The sequence below is a fragment of the Plantactinospora sp. BB1 genome (assembly GCF_003030385.1).
Classification (GTDB): domain Bacteria; phylum Actinomycetota; class Actinomycetes; order Mycobacteriales; family Micromonosporaceae; genus Plantactinospora.
Genome location: NZ_CP028159.1, coordinates 7,003,726 through 7,022,789 on the forward strand (window position 1 = coordinate 7,003,726; position 19,064 = coordinate 7,022,789).

General features: G+C 71.4%; 16 protein-coding genes and 1 pseudogene. 4 read left to right on the forward strand and 13 right to left on the reverse strand.

The window, feature by feature from the left end:
- Positions 1-41 precede the first annotated feature (41 nt).
- The 12 genes and pseudogenes from C6W10_RS30635 to C6W10_RS30690 form a co-directional block, all read right to left on the reverse strand.
- Complete coding sequence (locus C6W10_RS30635; protein WP_107262572.1) at positions 42-1,307, reverse strand: LCP family protein; 1,266 nt, start codon at positions 1,305-1,307, stop codon at positions 42-44.
- Between the two features lie 176 nt (positions 1,308-1,483).
- Entirely contained in the window at positions 1,484-2,740 is a 1,257-nt protein-coding gene (locus C6W10_RS30640) for an LCP family protein (protein WP_107262573.1), read from the reverse strand.
- A 75-nt stretch (positions 2,741-2,815) separates the two neighbouring features.
- Entirely contained in the window at positions 2,816-3,796 is a 981-nt protein-coding gene (locus C6W10_RS30645) for a GDP-mannose 4,6-dehydratase (RefSeq protein WP_107262574.1), read from the reverse strand.
- A gap of 160 nt (positions 3,797-3,956) precedes the next feature.
- Entirely contained in the window at positions 3,957-5,651 is a 1,695-nt protein-coding gene (locus tag C6W10_RS30650) for a cation acetate symporter (RefSeq protein WP_107262575.1), read from the reverse strand.
- Positions 5,648-6,016 carry a DUF485 domain-containing protein gene (locus C6W10_RS30655; RefSeq protein WP_107262576.1) on the reverse strand — a complete coding sequence of 123 codons (369 nt, stop codon included), beginning with the start codon at positions 6,014-6,016 and terminating at the stop codon, positions 5,648-5,650. The genes C6W10_RS30650 and C6W10_RS30655 overlap by 4 nt, the downstream gene beginning before the upstream one ends.
- A gap of 275 nt (positions 6,017-6,291) precedes the next feature.
- Positions 6,292-6,846 (reverse strand): annotated as a pseudogene (locus tag C6W10_RS30660) (flavin reductase family protein); the annotation flags it as partial.
- Positions 6,847-6,916: 70 nt separating this feature from the next.
- Positions 6,917-8,560 (reverse strand): cation acetate symporter, encoded by a 1,644-nt coding sequence (locus C6W10_RS30665; protein ID WP_107262578.1) that lies wholly within the window; start codon positions 8,558-8,560, stop codon positions 6,917-6,919.
- 1 nt (position 8,561) lies between these two features.
- Complete coding sequence (locus tag C6W10_RS30670) at positions 8,562-8,969, reverse strand: hypothetical protein (protein WP_369931440.1); 408 nt, start codon at positions 8,967-8,969, stop codon at positions 8,562-8,564.
- A 41-nt stretch (positions 8,970-9,010) separates the two neighbouring features.
- Positions 9,011-10,702: a DUF4153 domain-containing protein gene (locus tag C6W10_RS30675; protein WP_234361489.1), complete on the reverse strand. Its 1,692-nt coding sequence runs from the start codon at positions 10,700-10,702 to the stop codon at positions 9,011-9,013.
- A gap of 344 nt (positions 10,703-11,046) precedes the next feature.
- Positions 11,047-12,132, reverse strand: coding sequence for a HAMP domain-containing sensor histidine kinase (locus C6W10_RS30680; protein ID WP_107264416.1), 1,086 nt, complete (start codon positions 12,130-12,132; stop codon positions 11,047-11,049).
- A gap of 29 nt (positions 12,133-12,161) precedes the next feature.
- Positions 12,162-12,848, reverse strand: coding sequence for a response regulator transcription factor (locus C6W10_RS30685; protein WP_107262579.1), 687 nt, complete (start codon positions 12,846-12,848; stop codon positions 12,162-12,164).
- Between the two features lie 166 nt (positions 12,849-13,014).
- Positions 13,015-13,566, reverse strand: coding sequence for a phosphoribosyltransferase family protein (locus tag C6W10_RS30690; protein ID WP_199853018.1), 552 nt, complete (start codon positions 13,564-13,566; stop codon positions 13,015-13,017).
- A gap of 187 nt (positions 13,567-13,753) precedes the next feature.
- On the opposite strand from C6W10_RS30690, the gene C6W10_RS30695 reads away from it, so the two are divergent.
- The 4 genes from C6W10_RS30695 (at position 13,754) to C6W10_RS30710 (ending at position 18,200) form a co-directional block, all read left to right on the forward strand.
- The gene (locus C6W10_RS30695) at positions 13,754-14,392 is read left to right on the forward strand and encodes a septal ring lytic transglycosylase RlpA family protein (RefSeq protein ID WP_107262581.1); all 639 of its coding nucleotides are present in this window, start codon (positions 13,754-13,756) and stop codon (positions 14,390-14,392) included.
- A gap of 192 nt (positions 14,393-14,584) precedes the next feature.
- Positions 14,585-15,712, forward strand: coding sequence for a PP2C family protein-serine/threonine phosphatase (locus C6W10_RS30700; protein WP_107262582.1), 1,128 nt, complete (start codon positions 14,585-14,587; stop codon positions 15,710-15,712).
- Between the two features lie 182 nt (positions 15,713-15,894).
- Positions 15,895-17,784 (forward strand): acyl-CoA dehydrogenase, encoded by a 1,890-nt coding sequence (locus C6W10_RS30705; RefSeq protein WP_107262583.1) that lies wholly within the window; start codon positions 15,895-15,897, stop codon positions 17,782-17,784.
- A gap of 146 nt (positions 17,785-17,930) precedes the next feature.
- On the forward strand, positions 17,931-18,200 hold the full coding sequence (locus C6W10_RS30710) for a DUF6458 family protein (RefSeq protein ID WP_101368713.1): 270 nt from the start codon (positions 17,931-17,933) through the stop codon (positions 18,198-18,200).
- 75 nt (positions 18,201-18,275) lie between these two features.
- On the opposite strand, the gene C6W10_RS30715 is transcribed toward C6W10_RS30710, so the two are convergent.
- Positions 18,276-18,842, reverse strand: a complete 567-nt coding sequence (locus tag C6W10_RS30715) for a histidine phosphatase family protein (protein WP_234359625.1) — start codon at positions 18,840-18,842, stop codon at positions 18,276-18,278.
- Between the last annotated feature and the right edge of the window lie 222 nt (positions 18,843-19,064).

A 19,064-nucleotide genomic window follows, 5' to 3' on the forward strand; every position in this document is an offset into this window, starting at 1 on the left:
AGTGGCTTTTGGGATTTTCGTTGGCGAGGCGCCCCGGGCCGCTACTTGCTCGGGGCGAGCACGGTCGGATTGTTGATGATGAACTCGTCCAACCTGTCGTTCTTGACCGCCGTGAACATCTGCTGACTGATTGGCTTGAGCGTCTCCCGGCCGTTGCCGTTGCCGGCGAAGTTGCCGTCGTTGGTGCGCAGCAGCACCAGGTCGTTGGCGGCCACGCCACGCATGGTGAAGATGAAGTCGGCGATCGGGGTACTGCCGGTGTCCAGGATCAGCGCCTCGCCGGCCGCCTTCATCAACTCGTTCAGCTTGCCGATGTCGGTCATCACGCCGTCGCTCATGGCCTTCTTGGCCATCGCCTTGATCAGTTGCTGCTGGTTCTGCTGGCGGTCGTAGTCGCCGTGGGTGAGGCCGTAGCGCTGCCGCGAGTAGTCCAGCGCCTCCCAGCCCTCCATCTGCCGGCAGCCCTTCTTGTGCACCACCGGCTTCTTGACGCCGCTGACCTTGTCGGCCTCGTGGTTCCACATCGGCTTGCCGTCGACCAACTTCATGTGGTGCGACTTGACCTCCTGGCGCACGCACATCGGGATGGTGCCGAGGGCGTCGATGATCTTCTTGAAGCCGCTGAAGTTGATGATCGCGGCGCCGTCGAAGCTGATCCCGGTCAGCTTGTTGACCGTCAGCGCCATCAACTGCGCGCCGCCGGCGAGGCCGCCGCCGTTCTGCGCGCCGTGGTAGAACGCCTCGGTCGCCTTGGCGGTGCCGCCGCCGTAGTTGCTCTTCTTGAACGCCGGCACCTGCACCTCGGTGTCGCGCGGGATGGAGAGCAGGTACGCCTGGTCGTGGGTGGCCGGGATGTGCAGCACGATGATGGTGTCGGCCCGGACGTTGTCGGCCTCCAGCCGGGCCCGCGCGTCGATGCCGAGCAGCAGCAGGTCGATCGGGCCGTCGAGGTCCTTGCCGCCCTCGGCGTCGGACTTGCTCGCCGCACCGAGCAGGTTCTCCTGCTGGATGGTGCTGGTCGCCTGGTCGATCACGGCCTGCATGCCGACGATGGCCACCCCGCTGGAGAGCATGAGTACGGCGCCGAAGACCAGCGTCAGGCGGGCCCAGAGCGGCGTCTTCCGGCGCCGGGCGCTCTTGCCGCCCCTGCCCTTGCTCGCCTTGCCCCTGCTCCCCCCGGCCTTGCCGCCGGAGCCGTTCGGCGCCTCCCAGTCGTCGAGCGGCGCACCGCCCACCGCGGCGGTCGCCCGGGTGGGCGGGACCGTCGAGGCGGGCCGTGGGGGACGTCGGCGGGATTGCACCGGCATGCCTGCTCCAGGGTCGGGGGTGAGGGCGGGACGCGTGACATGGTGCGGACACCCGCCAGTCGCCCCGAATTCAATTACGTTACCTGCTCCTGTTCATCTACGGGTACGCGCGCGGATCGGTTCAACCGCCGCGCGGGCGGTTCGACCCGGAAGTCGGCCGGCCCCCGCCGGTCGGCTCAGCCGCCGTTGGCCGGAGTCGGAGTCGGAGCGACGTTAGCCGCGACCCATTCGTCCATTGTGTCCGCCGCCATCGCACGGTACATGCCCAGCGCCTTCTCCCGGTCCGACACCACCACCGACTCGCCGTTGATGGTCTCGCTGCCGTTGTGCGGGCTGGTGATGAACCGGAGGTTGTCGCCGCGCAGGTTGCGGAACTGGATCGCCATGTCGACCAGCGAGAAGCCCTCGTCGACGGTGACCGCGTTGGTGACCGACTTGAGGAAGGCGTTCAGCTTGCCCGGGTTGGTCAGCGTGCCGGTACTGGCCGCCTTGTCCATCAGTGCCCGCAGGAACTCCTGCTGGTGGCGCATCCGGGCGAAGTCGCCGTCCGGGAACTGCTTGCGCTGCCGGATCCAGTCCAGCGCCTCGGCCCCGTTCATGTGGTTGACGCCCTTGGTGAACTTCCGGTACGGCTTGTGGATCGAGGTGATGTTCCGCTCGACCTTCAGGTCGACCCCGCCGAGGGCGTCGGTGACCTCCTTGAAGCCGGCGAAGTCGATCGCCATCACGTGGTCGATCCGGACGTCGGTGAAGCACTCCACGGTGCGTACCGCCAGCGGCAGGCCGCCGAACGCGAAGGCCGCGTTGATCTTGCCCCGTTCGCCGCTGCCGCACTCCGCCTTGGCGTTCTCCGGAATCGGCACGTAGAGGTCCCGGGGCACCGAGACCAGGTACGCCTTGTCGTGGCTGGCCGGAATGTGCATCACGATGATGGTGTCGGCCCGCCACTTGCTGGCCTCGTTGATCGGGGCGTCCGGGTCCCGGGAGTCGCTGCCGACCAGCAGGATGTTCAACGCGCCGCTGACAGACTTCGGCCGCCCGTCGGCCAGCTCGGCGAACGGGTCCGTCCGGGCCAGGTCCTTGTCGAGCCCCCTGACGTAGAGCCAGAGGCCACCGCTGGTGAGCAGGCCGAGCACCAGCACCGCGACGCCGACGACCAGTGCGATCCGGCCCCACCGGGGGCGTGGGCCGCGCCGGCCGGGGTCGCCGGGCAGACCCGGGCCGCCGGGACCGCCCGGGCCACCGCCGCCGGGACCGGCCGGCGAGTCGAATGGACGGGCCTGACCTGGTACGCCGGACACCTGCGCCCGGCCGGAGATCCGGCCCGGTCCGGTCGCCCGGCCCTGGCCGGGCACGGAGGACCGGCCGGCGGATCCGCCGGCCGTCATCCGGTACGAACTGCCGGTCGCGTTCGGGGGAGGGCTTGCGAACATGCCCTCAGGGTACGTAGCGGAACCAAGAAACCGCTGTGTGCCACGGCCCGGCTGGCGCGAGCCGGGTATCCTCCGCTAGCCCGCCAACCGCTGGCTGAAGTGCTCGATCGTCCGGCGCAGCCCCTCGGCCGGGGTCACCTCGGGTTCGTAGCCGAGCCGCTCCCGGGCGAGGGTCAGATCCGGCCGGCGCATCTCCGGGTCGTCGGCGGTCCGGGTGACATAGGTCACCTGCGAGCCGCTTCCGGCCAACCCGGCGATCGTCTCGGCCAGCTCGCGCATCGACACCTCGTGCTCGGTGCCGCAGTTGATCGGGCCGGTCTCGGTGGAGTCGAGCAGCAGCAGGATGCCCCGGACCAGGTCGCTGACGTAGCAGATGGACCGGGTCTGCGCGCCGGTGCCGTGCACGGTCAGCGGCTCGCCGCGCAGCGCCTGGGTGATGAAGGTGGGGATCGCCCGCCCGTCGTCCGGCCGCATCCGGGGGCCGTACGTGTTGAAGATCCGGACGATGCCGACGTCGAGCCCGTGGTAGCGGTGGTACGCCATCGTGCTCGCCTCGGCGAACCGCTTGGCCTCGTCGTAGACGCTGCGTACGCCGATCGGGTTGACGTTGCCCCAGTACGTCTCGACCTGCGGGTGCACCTGCGGGTCGCCGTACGCCTCGGAGGTGGAGGCCAGGATGAACCGGGCCCGGTCGGCGACGGCCCGGTCGAGCAGGTGCAGGGTGGCCAGCGAACCGACCCGGAGGATCTCGATCGGCAGCGTGGCGAAGTCGGTGGGGCTGGCCGGCGAGGCCAGGTGCATGATGGCGTCGAACCGCTCGGCCATCGCCGGGTGGTGCGCCGGAAGCCCTTCCGAGACGTCGGCCTCGACCAGGGTGAACCGGGGGTGCTCCGCCAGGTGGGCGACGTTCTCCTTGGAGCCGGTGACGAAGTTGTCCACCGCGACCACCGTGCAGCCCCGCGCGATCAGCGCGTCGACCAGGTGGGATGGGACGAATCCGGCACCGCCGGTGACGAGGATCCGGTGTTCCGCTCCGAAACGCTGGGCTACCACCATAGGCCCAGCCTACCCAGAGGGCTGATCTCCGGCTGGCCGAGGGACCCGGCCGGAGATGGTCCGCACGGGAGGAGTCGAAGGGGTGGCGCCGGGCCACTTTCGGCCCGACACCACCCGTTGTGCAGATCTGACTATCCGTGATCTTTTCCGGAGTCGCCGGTCAGTGCGCCCCGGCGCCGGTGAGGGAACGGACCTCCAGTTCGGCGTACTTGTCCTCGTCCAGCTCCTTCGAGATGATCGTGCCGATCCAACCGCAGAGGAAGCCGATCGGGATGGAGATGATGCCCGGGTTGGAGAGCGGGAACCACTGCCAGTCGTGGTCCGGGAACATCGCGGTGGGCGCCCCGGAGACCACCGGGGAGAAGAACACCAGCCCGACGGCGCTGATCAGACCGCCGTAGATCGCCCAGACCGCACCCGAGGTGTTGAACCTGCGCCAGAAGAGGCTGTAGAGGATCGCCGGCAGGTTGCCGGAGGCCGCCACCGCGAAGGCCAGCGCCACCAGGAACGCCACGTTCAGGTTCTGCGCGAAGATCGACAGCACGATCGAGATCGCGCCGATGATCAGGGCCGAGACCCGGGCCACGTTGACCTCCTGCCGCTCCGACGCCTCGCCGCCCTTGATGACGTTGGCGTAGAAGTCGTGCGCCAGGCTGGACGAGGAGGCCAGGGTGAGCCCGGCGACCACCGCGAGGATGGTGGCGAAGGCCACCGCCGCGATGACCGCGAGCAGGGCGGCCCCGCCGACGTCGCCGCCGAAGAAGTCGACCCCGAGCGCCTCGGCGAGCTGCGGTGCCGCGGTGTTGCCGGCCGCGTCCTGCGCGGTGATCGCCTCCCGGCCCACCAGGGCCGCCGCGCCGAAGCCGAGGGCCAGGGTGAACAGGTAGAAGGTGCCGATGATGCCGATCGCCCAGAGCACGCTCTTCCGGGCCGCCTTGGCGGTCGGCACGGTGTAGAAGCGGATCAGGATGTGCGGCAGGCCGGCCGTACCGAGCACCAGGGCGATGCCGAGGGAGAGCAGGTCGACCTTGTTGTAGAAGGTCTTCGTCGCGTCCCCGGCGACCTCGACGCCGTACCGCAGCCCCGGTTCGAGGAACGCCTGACCCTTGCCGGAGGCGTTCGCCGCGTCGCCGAGCAGGTTGGAGAGGTTGAACTTGTAGTGCGCCAGCACCAGGATCGTCATCACCAGGGCGCCGCCCATCAGCAGGAACGCCTTGACGATCTGCACGTAGGTGGTGCCCTTCATGCCACCGACCGTGACATAGATGATCATAAGGGCACCGACCATGATGATGGTGGCGATCTTCGCCGCGTCCGCGTCCATGCCGAGGAACGTGGTGCCCGGCCGGATGCCCAGCAGCAGCGCCACCAGGGCACCCGCGCCGACCATCTGGGCCAGCAGGTAGAAGATCGAGACGGTGATCGTGGAGACCGCCGCCGCCGTCCGGACCGGCTTCTGCCGCATCCGGAACGCGAGCACGTCGGCCATCGTGTAGCGACCCGAGTTCCGCAGCAGCTCCGCCACCAGCAGCAGGGCGACCAGCCAGGCGACCAGGAACCCGATCGAGTAGAGGAAGCCGTCGTAGCCGTACAGCGCGATGATGCCGGCGATGCCGAGGAACGACGCGGCCGACATGTAGTCGCCGCCGATCGCCATGCCGTTCTGGAAGCCGGAGAACGAGCGGCCGCCCGCGTAGTAGTCGGTGGCCGTCTTGGTCTGCCGGCTGGCCCAGATGGTGATCGCCAGGGTCACCGCGACGAAGACCAGGAAGAGCGTGATCGTCAGGGTACGGGCGGTGCTGCTGCTCCCCGCCTCCGCCGCCAGGGTGAACCCGGCGAGGACGTCTCGACTCATGAGGCCGCCTCCTCCTTCCGCTCGTCCGTCACGCCGTTGAGTTCCTCACGGATCTTGTCGGCGGTCGGGTCCAACCTCCGCTCGGCGTACCGGGAGTAGAGCCAGGCGATCAGGAAGGTGGAGACGAACTGCAACAGCCCGAAGACGAGGGCCACGTTGATGTTGCCGACGATCTTGGTGCCCATGAAACCGCGCGCGTACGCCGAGAGGATCACGTAGAGCGCGTACCAGAGAAAGAACGCCACGGTCATCGGAAAGACGAAGCCGCGCAGCGCCTTGCGCAACCCGACGAACTCGTCCGATCGCTGTGCGGCGACGTACCGGTCCGGGGGTGCGCTGGCCGGTGCGGGAGTGTCCGTAGACATGCTGGTCTCACCACCTTCGCAGGGGCAGGGGAGTTTCCGCGCACCGTATGGAGCCGTCCGGACATCGGAAAGCAGTGATCCGGAGCCTGGTCGGCGGCTGCGCCGAACGGGCCGGTGGCTGCGCCCAGTGACCCCGGTCACGCCGCTTGGCGACACGCCCGCAGCCTGCGACGGTGCGGAAAGCGCGCCCCGCGGTCGTCCGCCGAGGCGCGCCGTCGACCCGCCGGGCGAAACGTGAACCGGCCGGGTGAACCGCTAACCGGCCGGGTTAGCCCTCAACCCGCCAGGTCGCGGTAGCGGCCGCGGTGGTGCAGCAGCGGTGCCGCCGCCTCGGCCAGCTCGACCGTCTCGATGGTGGCCTCGACCAGCAGCGCCCAGCCGTACTCCCGGGCGCCGTCCAGCCGGCAGCCGGCCCAGCCGCCGATCCCGGCCCGCGCCCCGCCCGGCACCGGCCCGTACGGCGTACCCGTCCACTCACCGGAGGCGAAGAGCCCGCCCGGGGCCGGGAACAGCCCGGCGAACCGGTCGGCGAGCTGCCGGTGGGCCGGGCCGAGCAGCGTCACCGCGAACCGGCCGCTGCCGGACGCCGCCGCCCACAGCTCCGACTCCTCGTCGACGAGTCCGAGCAGTCGACCCGGCTCACCGTCGGCGACCAGGGTGGACGAGACGGTCAGCCCCGCCGGACCGGTCGGCTCGCCGGTCGGGGTCGTCCCCGCGTACGCCGTCCAGAGCGTCACCGGCGCCGGCAGCCGGCCGCGCAGCCGACGCACCGGGGAGCGGTCCCGCTCCGGGGTGGCGAACGGGTCGGTGTGATGGATCTGCCCACCCGGCGACTCGGCTCGGTTCACCGCCCCATTGTGCCGGCGGTCCCGCCCGGGCGGCGGCGATGCCCGGACAGCGTCACAGCCGCAGCGTCTCCGGGGCGTGCAGCCGCAGCATCGTCGCGGCGATGTCGGTCGGCGCCCGGCGCCGGGTGGCCAGCGAGACGGTCACCATCACGGTGAAGGCCAGCGGCACCGTCCAGGCGGCCGGCTGGGCGATCAGCACGGCCGGCCAGCCGGCCAGCTCCGGCCCGACCACGGTGAAGAGCACCGCCCCGACCGCCGCGCCCCCGCCGGCCAGGATCCCGGCCGCCGCCCCGGCGTCGGTCAGGCCGCGCCACCAGATGCCGAGCACCAGCAGCGGGCAGAAGCTCGACGCGGCGACCGCGAAGGCCAGCCCCACCACCTGGGAGACGTCCAACCCGGAGACGTTCAGCGCCAGCACCATCGGCACCAGCCCGCCGACGATCGTGGCCAGCCGGAAGTCGCGTACCGAGCCACGGCCGAGCACGTCGGTGGAGAGCACCCCGGCCACGCTGGTGAGCAGGCCGGAGGAGGTGGAGAGAAAGGCGGCGAACGCACCGGCGGCGACCAGGGCGGCCAGCAACTGCCCGGTCAGGCCGTCGCCGAGCGCCGCGCCGGGCAGCAGTACCACCACCGCGTCGGTCCGCCCGGTCAGCAGCAGTTGCGGGGTGTAGATCCGGCCGAGGACGCCGTACAGGGTGGGGAAGAGGTAGAAGGCGCCGACCAGGGCCAGCACCACCAGGGTGGTACGCCGGGCCGCCGCGCCGTCCGGATTGGTGTAGAACCGCACGAGTACGTGCGGCAGCCCCATCGTGCCGAGAAAGGTCGCCAGGATCAGCGAGTAGGTGGCGAAGAGCCCCCGGTCGTCGTTGCCGGCCATGCTCGGCAGCAGCCAGTCCGCTCCCCTGGCGGCCTGCACGCCGGAGACCTCCGGCACCGGCTCACCGGCCGCGAAGCTCAGCTCCTCGCCGGGGCGTACCTCCCGGAAGGAGCCGTCCGGCAGGGTGAGCCTGGCCGGCTCCTCGACCACGACGGTGGTCGCGGCCGGGAAGACCGGACCACCGACCGGGGTCACCGGCGGTCGGGCGTCCGCCTGCCACTGCAACACCAGGAAGATCGCGGGTACGGCCAGCGCGGTGAGCTTCAGCCAGTACTGGAACGCCTGCACGAAGGTGACCGCGCGCATCCCGCCCAGCGCCACGTTGGCGGTGACCACGGCGCCGACCAGCAGCGCACCCAGCTCGTACGGCCCACCGGCGACCGTGGTCAGGGTCAGCCCGGCCCCCTGCAACTGCGGCACCAGATAGAGCCAGCCGATGAAGACCACGAAGGCGGTGGCCAGCTTGCGCAGCCGGCGGGAGCCGAGCCGCAGCTCGCAGAAGTCGGGCAGGGTAAACGCCCCGGAGCGGCGCAGCGGCGCGGCCACGAAGAGCAGCAGCGCCAGGTAGCCGGCGGCGAACCCGACCGGATACCAGAGCACGTCCACGCCGTACTTGAGGATCAGGCCGGCGATGCCGAGGAACGAGGCGGCCGAGAGGTATTCCCCGCCGATCGCCGCCGCGTTCCAGGTCGGGCTGACCATCCGGGACGCCACCAGGAAGTCCGAGGTGGTCCGGGCCAGGGTCAGCCCGTAGAAGCCGATCGCCACCGTGACCAGGGTGACCACGATGATCGCCGGCACGGTGTAGACGTTGCCCACCTCAACGCTCCGGCCGCTGCACCACGTCGGTGAAGTCCTGCTCGTTGCGCTCCGCCAGGTGCACGTACGCCCAACCGACCGCGACCAGGAACGGGAAGGCGGCCACCCCGAGCAGCAGCCAGGGCAGGTTGACCCCGAAGAGCTTCGCCGTGCCGACCTCCGGGGCGATCGCGAAGAGCAGCGGCAGCCCGCCGAGCCCGATCCCGACCACCAGCGACAACCGCAACGCGAGGGCAAGCTGGGCGCGGATCAGCCCCCGCAGCAGCGCCTCGCCGACCTGGGTCTGCTGGGTCAGCTCGGCCCGGGTCCGCTCGGCGCCGGTGCCGCTGCGGGCCACCTCGGCCAGCACCACCCGGGTCCGGCGCGGCGGTCCGGGCGGCCCCGGCTCCGGCTGCGGATCGATGGGGATGGCCACCTCGGCAGTCTCACCGGCTGGCCGGGAATGTCAAGTCACCAGCGGGGCTGGGTGACCGGGCAGAACGTCCGGTTGGCGGGCGGATGCTCGGCGATGATCCGCCGGGCCTCGATCCGGGCCAGGTTGGTCTCCCGCCAGTCGTCCGGCGGCAGGTCGTCCTCGTACTGCCACAGCGCGCAGTCGCGCAGCTCGCCCGGCAGCCGGTCCAGCGCCGGTACGGCGTCGGCGGAGAGCCCGGTGAGATAGTCCACGTCGATCCGGCCGGTCCGCTGGTACCGGTCGACGTTGTGTTCGGCGATCAGCCGGTCCGGGTTCGCCACCGCCAGGGCGAGCAGCGCGAGTACCGCCGTACCGACCGCCACCCCGGGCAGCCAGCGGGCCGCCAGCCGTACCCCGGCCACCGCGACCAGCAGGAAGAGCAGGCCCAACCACGCCTCGCAGACGGCGACGAGCAGCCGGAGCCGGGTCGCGCCGTACGCGTCGGCGTAGACGTCCATCCGGAACAGCGCCGAGGCCACCACCACCAGGCTGAGCAGGGTGAGCCCGCCGAGCAGGATCCGGATCAGCGCCCGGTCGGCCCGGCTCTCCCGGGGCGCCCAGCGGGCGGCGGCACCGATCACCAGCAGGGTGAGCAGGGAGACCGCGAGCAGTTGCCAGAAGCCGCGCCGGGCGTACTCGGCGTAGCTGAGCCCGGCGGTGCGCAGTACGTGGTCCGAACCGCCGAAGAGGGTGGTGACCTGGACCGCCACGAACCCGGCGAAGAGTACGACGAGCAGCCCGATCGGCAGCACCCACTCGGCCCGGCGCAGCCGTCGCCGGCTCGGGCCGGACGCCATCCCGGTCAGGTCCGGCGGGGCCGCGAGCACGTACGCCGCACCGAGCAGCGCCGCGCCGACCGCCCCGAAGACGAACACCCAGCGGAACACGGTGGCGCCGGACAGTTCCGGCAGGAGCCGGTCCACCAGCCCGGCGAAGGCCGCGTCGGCGGAGGAGAAGAGCAGGCCGAAGAGGACCAGCAGGCCGATCGAGACCAGGACGCTGACCAGGGTACGGCCGATCGCCGGTCCCCGGCCCGACCGTGAGGTCCGGGCCAGCCCCTTGGCCAGCCACGGCATCGACCGGATCACAGCCGTCGGCGGGACCAGGGCGGAGAGCAGCATCGCGCGTACCGACCGGCCGTCCGTGAGGGTCAGCGTCGCGGTGACCGCCGAGGTGAGCAGGCAGAGTACGAAGAGCCAGCCCGCCGCCCGGATGGTGCCGACGCCGAGCAGCGCCACGGTGGTGGCGGCCCAGAACGGCCGTAGCCAGCCGATCCGCCGCCACCCACCGGCCTGCCGGGGCGGCGCTGCGGTTGCCGGTTGGGGCTGCGGGCTTGCCGGTTGGGGCTGCGGGGTTGTCAGGTGGGGTTGCGGGGTTGCCGGTTGGGGTTGCGGGGTTGCCGGTTGGGGTTGCGGAGTTGCCGGTTGGGGCGGCGCGGTCGGGTGGACGCCGTGGGAGCTGCTCCCGGCAGGTCGGCTGGGCCGGGCGGCGGTGACCAGTGCCGCCGTTCCCGCCACACCGGCGACCAGCCAGCCGAGCCCGGGACGGGTCAGCGGGAGGCTCACCGCGGCCACGGCGGCCGCCGCGGCCACTCCGACCAGTACCGGCTGGGCCGGGCCGCCGGCCGGTCCGGGCCAGCGGGTCGCGATCCAGGACGGCGGAGGCGGTTGCGGCGGCCACGTCGGCACCGCCCAGCCACCGGGCGCGGCGGGATGGTACGCCCCGGCCTGACCGGGCGGCACGGGTCGGCCCTGTGCCGCCGGCCGGACCTGGGCTGAGGGCTGGCTCTGGGTCGGGGGCTGGCCCTGTGCTGGGGGCTGGCCCTGTGCTGGAAGCTGGCCCTGTGCTGGAAGCTGGCTCTGTGCTGAGGGCTGGCCCTGGGTCGGCGGATGGTTCTGCGTCGGCGGCTGGCCCTGGGTCGGGGGGTGGGTCGGATTCGCGGGGGCGACCGGTGCCGCTGTCGTCGGCGTCGGGGTCGGCGTGGAAGTCGTCGGTCCGGTCGGCCGGTCGTTCATCGTCGGTTCCACCTCGTTCAACGTTGTTCCACCAGTAGGGCGGAGTGGTCCCCGTCGGGCGGCGCCACCATCGGCAGGCTCACCCGGATCTGGCAGCCGACCGGGCGGTCGGCGCGGTTCGTCGTACCGGGCTCGATCAGCGGACGGTCGGCGACGGCGATGCTGCCGCCGTGCAGTTCCACCACCCAGTGCGCGATCGCCAGGCCCAGCCCGGTGCCGCCGTCGCTGGTCCGCTCGCCCCGGGTGAAGCGTTCGAACACCTCCGGCCGGAGCCGGGCCGGGATTCCCTCGCCCTCGTCGGTCACCTCGAACCGCAGCTCGTCACCGACCCGCTGCGCGGCGACCAGTACCCGGCCGCCGGGTGGACTGTGCCGGGCGGCGTTGTCCAGCAGGTTGGCGAAGACCTGGTGCAGCCGGCGCGGATCGGCCTGCACGGTCAACCGTGCGGACTGCTGGCGTACCTCGAACCGGACGTTGCGCCCCGCCCCGGCCGCGGTGACGGTGGCCTGTTGGATCACCTCGTCCAGGAACTCCGCCACGTCGACGTTCTCCCGGCGTAGTGGCAGCACCCCGGCGTCCAGGCGGGACAGGTCGAGCAGGTCGGCGACGAGGTGACCGAGCCGCTCGGTCTGGGCCAGTGCGACCCGCAGCGTCGGCAGGTCCGGCTCCGCCACCCCGTCGACGATGTTCTCCAGTACGCCCTGGAGAGCGGTGATCGGGGTACGCAGCTCGTGCGACACGTTCGCGATCAGCTCGCGGCGGCGCCGGTCGGCCTCGGCCAGGTCCCCGGCCATCTGGTTGAACGCGGCGGCCAGGGTGCCGACCTCGTCCCGGGAACTGGCCCGGACCTGCCGGGTGTAGTCACCCCGGGCCATCGCCCGGGCCGCCGCCGTCATCTCCCGCAGCGGTGAGGTCATGCCGTGGGCCAGCACCTGCGAGGTGAGCAGCGCCAGCCCGATGGCCGTCCCGGTGGTCCAGGGTGGCAGCCAGCCGATGCCGATGATGAAGACGGTCATCCCGGCGGCACCCGAGCCGACGATCAGGATGCCGAGCTTCAGCTTTATCGACCAGATCGGGTCCAGCGGTCGGGGCAGTGCGTCCATCGTCCGGTTGACGCCGGTCCAGAAGCTTGTCACGGCCGTACCTCCAACGCGTAGCCGACTCCGTGCACGGTGCGGATCAGATCGGCGCCGAGCTTGCGGCGCAGCGCCTTGACGTGGCTGTCGACGGTGCGGGTGCCCGAGCTGTCGGCCCAGCCCCAGACGTCGGCGAGCAGCCGTTCCCGGGGCAGTACCATCCGGGGCCGGTTGGCGAAGTGCGTCAGCAGGTCGAATTCGGTCGGGGTCAGGTGCGCCTCGACCCCGTCGCGGCGGACCCGTCGCTCGGCCTGGTTGATTTCGAGGTCGCCGAGCCGGAGGATCTCGGCGCCGTTGCGGGCCGAGGTCGCGGCCCGGTCGACCCGGCGCAGCAGCGCGTGCACCCGGGCGGCGAGTTCGCGCAGCGAGAACGGCTTGGTGAGGTAGTCGTCGGCGCCGACGGCGAGCCCGACCAGCAGGTCCGTCTCGTCGTCCCGGGCGGTCAGCATCAGCACCGGTACCGGCCGGTCGGCCTGGATCCGTCGGCACACCTCCAGGCCGTCGAAGCCGGGCAGCATCACGTCGAGGACGACCAGCTCCGGCCGGCTGTTCCGGAACGCCTCGACCGCGCCCGGCCCGTCCCGGGCGATCTCCACCACGAAGCCCTCGGCTCGGAGTCGGGCAGCCACCGACTCGGCGATGGTGCGCTCGTCCTCCACGACCAGGATTCGGCGTTCCGTCATGGCCTGACTGTAGAAAGCCTGCGTGCGGGAACCTCGATCACGTTGTGAACAACCTGTGGAGAACCGCGTCGCGCTTGTGGATAACCGTCGTACCAGGAGAAATCGCCTCCCGGTGCCGCCGCTGTGCACGCCCGGGAGCGAGCGTCCGGGAGTGCTGCCGGTCGGCTCAGCGGTCCAGGTCGGCCGGGGTGAGCAGGCTGTCGAGCCGCAGTTCCGCCGCCACCTCCGGCGCTGCCTCGGTGACCAGGCAGGTCGTGCCGAGCACGGTGGCTCCGCGTAGGGCGGCGATCTCGTGCAGGGCGCGTACCTGGGCGCCGCTGGCCACCCAGTCGTCCACCACCAGTACCCGATCGCCGGGTCCCAGGTGCCGGTTGCGTACCCCGAGAGCCAGCCGGCGGCCCCGGTAGTCGGACCCGGTCCACGCCCAGGTGGTCGGCTCGGCGATCCGCCGCTCGCCGGTGTTCTTGTAGGCCGGGACGAACCCGACGCCCAGCGCGGTCGCCACCAGTGGCCCGAGCAGCAGGCCGGTGACCTCGGGCGCGACCACGACGGTGGGTGGGTCCGCCCGGAACGGTTCGGCCAGGGCCGGGCCGAGCCCGGCGAGAATCGTCCCGTCCCGCCACCAGCCGGAGACGTCGCTGACCAGGTGCGTGCTCTCCGGCCCCGGGTCGGTCCACCGGAACGCCTCGACCAGCCGCCTGCTCAGCTCAGCCCGCACGGAGACCATCTTGCGGCATCGCCGGTGTACTCCGGGTACGGGCACGACCGACCCACTCCGGGTCGGATGATCGGCTACACGTTTCACCACATAACCGGTCGAAAGCAGATGATCACGTTGACTTCCGAAGTGCCAACCTCGTTACGGTCCGACCCGATCTCTGTTGTTCCTTCGAGAGGACGGTGCGGTGGCTGGGAAGCATGCCCGAGTTCGGATCCTGCGCTGGCCGACCGGCGTGGTGGCGGCCGGTGCGGTCGCCGTCGCCCTGGTCGGGGCGGGTGCGGCCGGAGTGGTGACGTTCGGTACCGAGCCAACCGCCAACTCCGCCCCGGCCCTGGTCGACGTCACCACGCCGGCCACCCCGGACGGGCCGGTGACGACGTCGCCGACGCCCACCCCGGACGCGGTCACGCCCACCCCGACGCGGTCGCCGGAGCGCGCCTCGCGGGCCAGTTCCCGCCCCTCGCCGAGCCAGAGCCGCAGCGCCACCGCGAAGAAGCCCGCCAGCAAGCGGCCGGCGACCAGCCCGACGACCCGGGTGGTGCAGACCGGCTCGTGCGGCGCCTCCTACTACGACCAGGGGCAGGTCACCGCGAACGGTGAGTCCTTCAACCCGAACGCGTTGACCGCCGCGCACAAGACGCTGCCCTTCGACACCCGGGTCCGGGTGACGAACCCCGACAACGGCCGGTCGGTGGTGGTCCGGATCAACGACCGGGGGCCGTTCATCGAGGGCCGCTGCATCGACCTGTCCCGGGCCGGCTTCGAGGCGATCGCCGCGCTGAGCCTCGGCGCCATCGACGTACGGTACGAGGTCCTCGGCTGAGCGGTACGACGGCTCGGTGACCGGGCGAACGCGCGATGTGAGGTACGTGATCCAAGAATGTTCATTCGACTTGCAACGGTTGGCTGACTCGCCGACAAGATCCGGCGGATCCGGACCGGTGGGATGCGCCAGGTGGCCAGAACGCGATCGGACGAGGAGTCAACTTCGTACAATCGCGGTCGTCGATCAGGCATGCTGTTCCGCGTACCCATGCGACTGATGCCACCGGGCCCTCGCCCGCTGAGCCAAGGTTCCCGCGCCGGTCTCGGCGCGGCCCTCGTGCTGCTCGCGCTCGTCTCGGTGGTCGAGTTCGCGGACGATTCCAAGGTCAACTATGTCGGCCTGGTCGCGGCGGCCCCGTTCCTGGCCGCCGCGTTCGCCTCCTGGCGGGTGGTGCTCGCGGTCGGCGTGATCGCCACCGTGCTGGCCGCCTCGCTGGCCTGGGACGGCCGGGTCGTGCCGCTGGCCACCACGGTCAACCTGATCGGCGTGGTGTTGGCGACGGCGATCGCGGCGCTCTTCGCGGTGATCCGGCAGCGGCAGGAGGAGCGGATCGCCGAGCTGTCCAAACTCGCCTCGGTGGCCCAGCAGGCGGTGCTGCGCCCGGTCGGCCCGCAGGTCGGCAGCCTGGCCGTGGCCGGGCACTACATCTCGTCGACCGCCGCCGCCGACATCGGCGGTGACCTGTACGAGGCAATCGACACCCCGTACGGGGTGCGGATCATCATCGGTGACGTCCGGGGCAAGGGGCTCGACGCGGTCCGGCTGGCCAGCATCGTGCTCGGCTCCTACCGGCACGTGGCGTACGAGCGGGCCGACCTGCGGGCCATCGTGGCCGACCTGGACCGCGCGGTCGCCCGCAACGTCGGCGACGAGGACTTCGTCACCGCCGCGCTGGTGGAGGAGCGGGGCGGCACGCTCACGATCGTCAACTGTGGTCATCCGGCTCCCCTGCTGCTCCGGCGCGGTCAGGTGATTCCGATGGAGCCACCGGCGCCCGCTCCGCCGCTCGGGTTCATGCCGGTGGTCCGGCCCCGGGTGGAGCGGCTCGAACCGGGTGACCGGCTGCTGCTCTTCACCGACGGGCTCGGCGAGGCCCGCCGGGACGGGGAGTTCTTCCCGACCGTGGACCGGGCCTGGCGGCTGCTCGGGCACGGCACGGTCGCCGACGGCCTGGCCTCGCTGGAGACGGCCCTGGTCGAGTGGGTACGCGGCCGGCTCGACGACGACATCGCGCTGGTCCTGATGGAGTACCCGGGACCGCACTCGGCAACCGCGTCGCCGGTGCCGAGCTGGGAGGTCGGCGCCCCCGACAACTGACCGGATTCGGCAACCGCGTCGGCGGTTGCGAGGCGGACGTCCGGTCCGGCACCTTGCGTAAGGTTGCTGTCACTGTGGTGCGGGTCACTGGTACCGGCGCTCCGCAGTGACTTACTCGCTAGTAATATAACTCCTGTTACTGCCGGGTAACCTGTGTTTGCGAGTCCGGGGGGCAGAGGCGTATGACCCACTACAGGAGCAATCGGCGAGACCTCGAGTTCAACCTCTTCGAGGTCTTCGGCGCGGACCAGGCGTTCGGCGCCGGCCCGTACGCCGAACTCGACGCCGACACCGCGCGGAGCGTGCTCGCCGAGGTCGAGCGGATGGCCCGGGAGGACCTGGCCGCCAGCTACTCCTCCAGCGACCGCAACCCGCCGGTCTTCGACCCGGCCACGCACACCGCGCCGCTGCCCGAGCCGTTCAAGAAGTCCTACCACACGATGATGGGCTCCGAGTTCTGGCGGATGGACCTGCCGGCCGAACTCGACGGCACGATGGCGCCCCGCGCGCTCTGGTGGTCCGCCGCCGAACTGATCCTCGGCGCCAACGCGCCACTGTGGATGTACGCCGGTGGCCCCTCCTTCGCGCACACCCTCTACCGCGAGGGCACCGAGCAGCAGAAGAAGTGGGCCAAGCTCTTCGTCGAGAAGCAGTGGGCCGCGACCATGGTGCTCACCGAGCCGGACGCCGGCTCGGACGTCGGCGCCGGCCGGGCCCGGGCGATCCCGCAGCCGGACGGTTCCTGGCACATCGAGGGCGTCAAGCGCTTCATCACCAGCGGTGAGCACGACCTGACGGACAACATCATCCACTATGTCCTGGCCCGGCCGGTCGGGGTCGAGGGGGTCGGCGGGCCCGGCACCAAGGGTCTCTCGCTCTTCATCGTCCCGAAGTTCCACTTCGACTCCGAGACCGGGGAGCTGGGCGAGCGCAACGGCGTCTACGCGACCAACCTCGAACACAAGATGGGGCTGAAGGTCTCGAACACCTGCGAGATGACCTTCGGCGAGCACGGCGTACCGGCCAAGGGCTGGCTGCTGGGCGACGTGCACGACGGCATCCGGCAGATGTTCCTGATCATCGAGTACGCCCGGATGATGGTCGGCACCAAGGCGATCGCCACGCTCTCCACCGGTTACCTCAACGCGCTGGAGTACGCGAAGAGCCGGGTGCAGGGCGCCGACCTGCTCCGCTCGACGGACAGGAACGCACCCCGGGTGACCATCACGCACCACCCGGACGTGCGCCGTTCGCTGATGCTGCAGAAGGCGTACGCCGAGGGCCTGCGGGCGCTGGTCTGCTACACCGCGACCTGGCAGGACCGGATCAACATCGCCGAGGCGAACGGTGACGAGTCGACCGCCAAGCTGGCCAAGGGCGTCAACGACCTGTTGCTGCCGCTGGTCAAGGGTGTCGGCTCGGAACGCGCCTACGAGCTGCTCGGCCACGAGTCGTTGCAGACGTTCGGCGGCTCCGGTTTCCTCCAGGACTACCCGCTGGAGCAGTACGTCCGGGACGCGAAGATCGACACCCTCTACGAGGGTACGACCGCGATCCAGAGCCTCGACCTCTTCTTCCGGAAGATCGTCCGGGATCGCGGTACCAGCCTGATGGCGGTGGCCGGCGAGATCGCGGCGTTCGTGGAGGCCGGTGGCGCGGAGTCCGCCGCGACGGACTCGGCCGAGCCGGGCGACGGGCAGCTCAAGGAGGAGCGGGCCGCGCTGGGTCGGGCGCTCGGCGAGGTGCAGGCGATGGTCGGCACGATGACCGGGTGGCTCGGCGACGCCCAGGGCGGCGATGCCCGGGCGCTCTACAAGGTCGGGCTCAGCAGCCGGCGCTTCCTGCTCGCCGTCGGCGACCTGGTGGTCGGCTGGCTGCTCCAGCGGCAGGCCGAGGTGGCGCTGCGGGCGCTGAGTGGCGAGGTGACCCCGGCGGACAAGGCGTTCTACACCGGCAAGCTGGCCGCCGCCCGGTTCTTCGCCCGCGAGGTGCTGCCCCGGATCGGTGCCGACCGGCGGATCGTCCAGGCCGCCGACCTGGAGCTGATGGACCTGCCGGAGGAAGCCTTCTAGTCGGGCGGAATCGGGGAGCGCTTTTTCGGTGGCCGGGGAGCTGTTGCTCCCCGGCCACCGCGCTATTGTTGAGGCGGTGCTAGGAGCAGTTTGACCTGATTTGTCATGAAAGCCCACGACCCATCGCACGGGGGAGTGCAGCGGACATGGGCATCGGTACGGGAATTTTCCTCATCACCCTGGGAGCCATCCTGACGTTCGCGGTCAGGGCGAACGTCTGGTGGCTCGACCTTCGAGCGGTCGGCTGGGTCTTCATCCTGGCCGGGGTCGCGGTGCTGGCCACCACGCTGTGGTACTGGCAGGACCGCAAGAAGCGGGCGCGGACCCTGATCGTCGAGGAGAACAGGCTGTCACATCCGACGGCGATGATGCCGCCGCCGCCGGATCCGCCGCCGCCGAGCGCACCACCCACCTGACATCCCCGGTGCCCGGCCCGGTGGCGACGTCACCGGCCGGGCACCGGCTCGTCCGGTACCCGACCGGGAGGCCGGTCAGCCCCGGGCGGTGTGCCACTTCACGATCGGTCCCGCTTGGGCGCGTACGTCCGCCCACTCGCCGTCGATCCGGTGGATCACGATTCCGCTGGTACGCAGCCCTTCCGGGTCCGCGTGCACCGGATCGAGCAGAGTGGACAGCTCCGAGATGGCCGGGTTGTGCCCGATCAACAGCAGCGTGTCCGCCGCCGGATCCGTACCACGGACGAGTTCGAGCAGGTCCGCCGCGTGCCCGTGGTAGATGCGCTGGTCGTACCGGACCGCCGGCACCGCGCCACCGCCGGCCGGACCGGTCCCGGCGGCTGCGGTCGGTGCCGGGGCGGTCTGTCCGGCCGGTACGCCGAGCGGGCGGATCGGCGGTGCCGCCATGCCCAGCGCGACGTCGTGCCAGGTCTGCCGGGTGCGCTTGGCGGGCGAGCAGAGCACCACCGTCGGCAGGTAGCCGCCGTGCCCCAGCCAGGCGCCCGCGGCGGCGGCGTCCGCGTGCCCACGGGCGGTGAGCGGGCGGTCCGCGTCCGGCGCGGTGGTGGGCCGCTCGGCCTTCGCGTGCCGGAGCAGCACCAGGCTCCGTCCGGGTACCTCCGGCCGCCGCGCGCCGCCCGGATCGCCGTCTCCGCCTGTCCCGCCGGCCGCGCTGGTCTGCGTCACGTTGGTCTCCCTGGTCGCCTGGCGTCTGCGTCCCGTCGGTCCGGTACCCGGTCGGCGGCGCCCCGTCCGGTCCGGCCGCCGTCCTGCCGGTTTCGCACCGACCGGGACCCTCCTACCAGCTTGCCGGATTCGGATTTG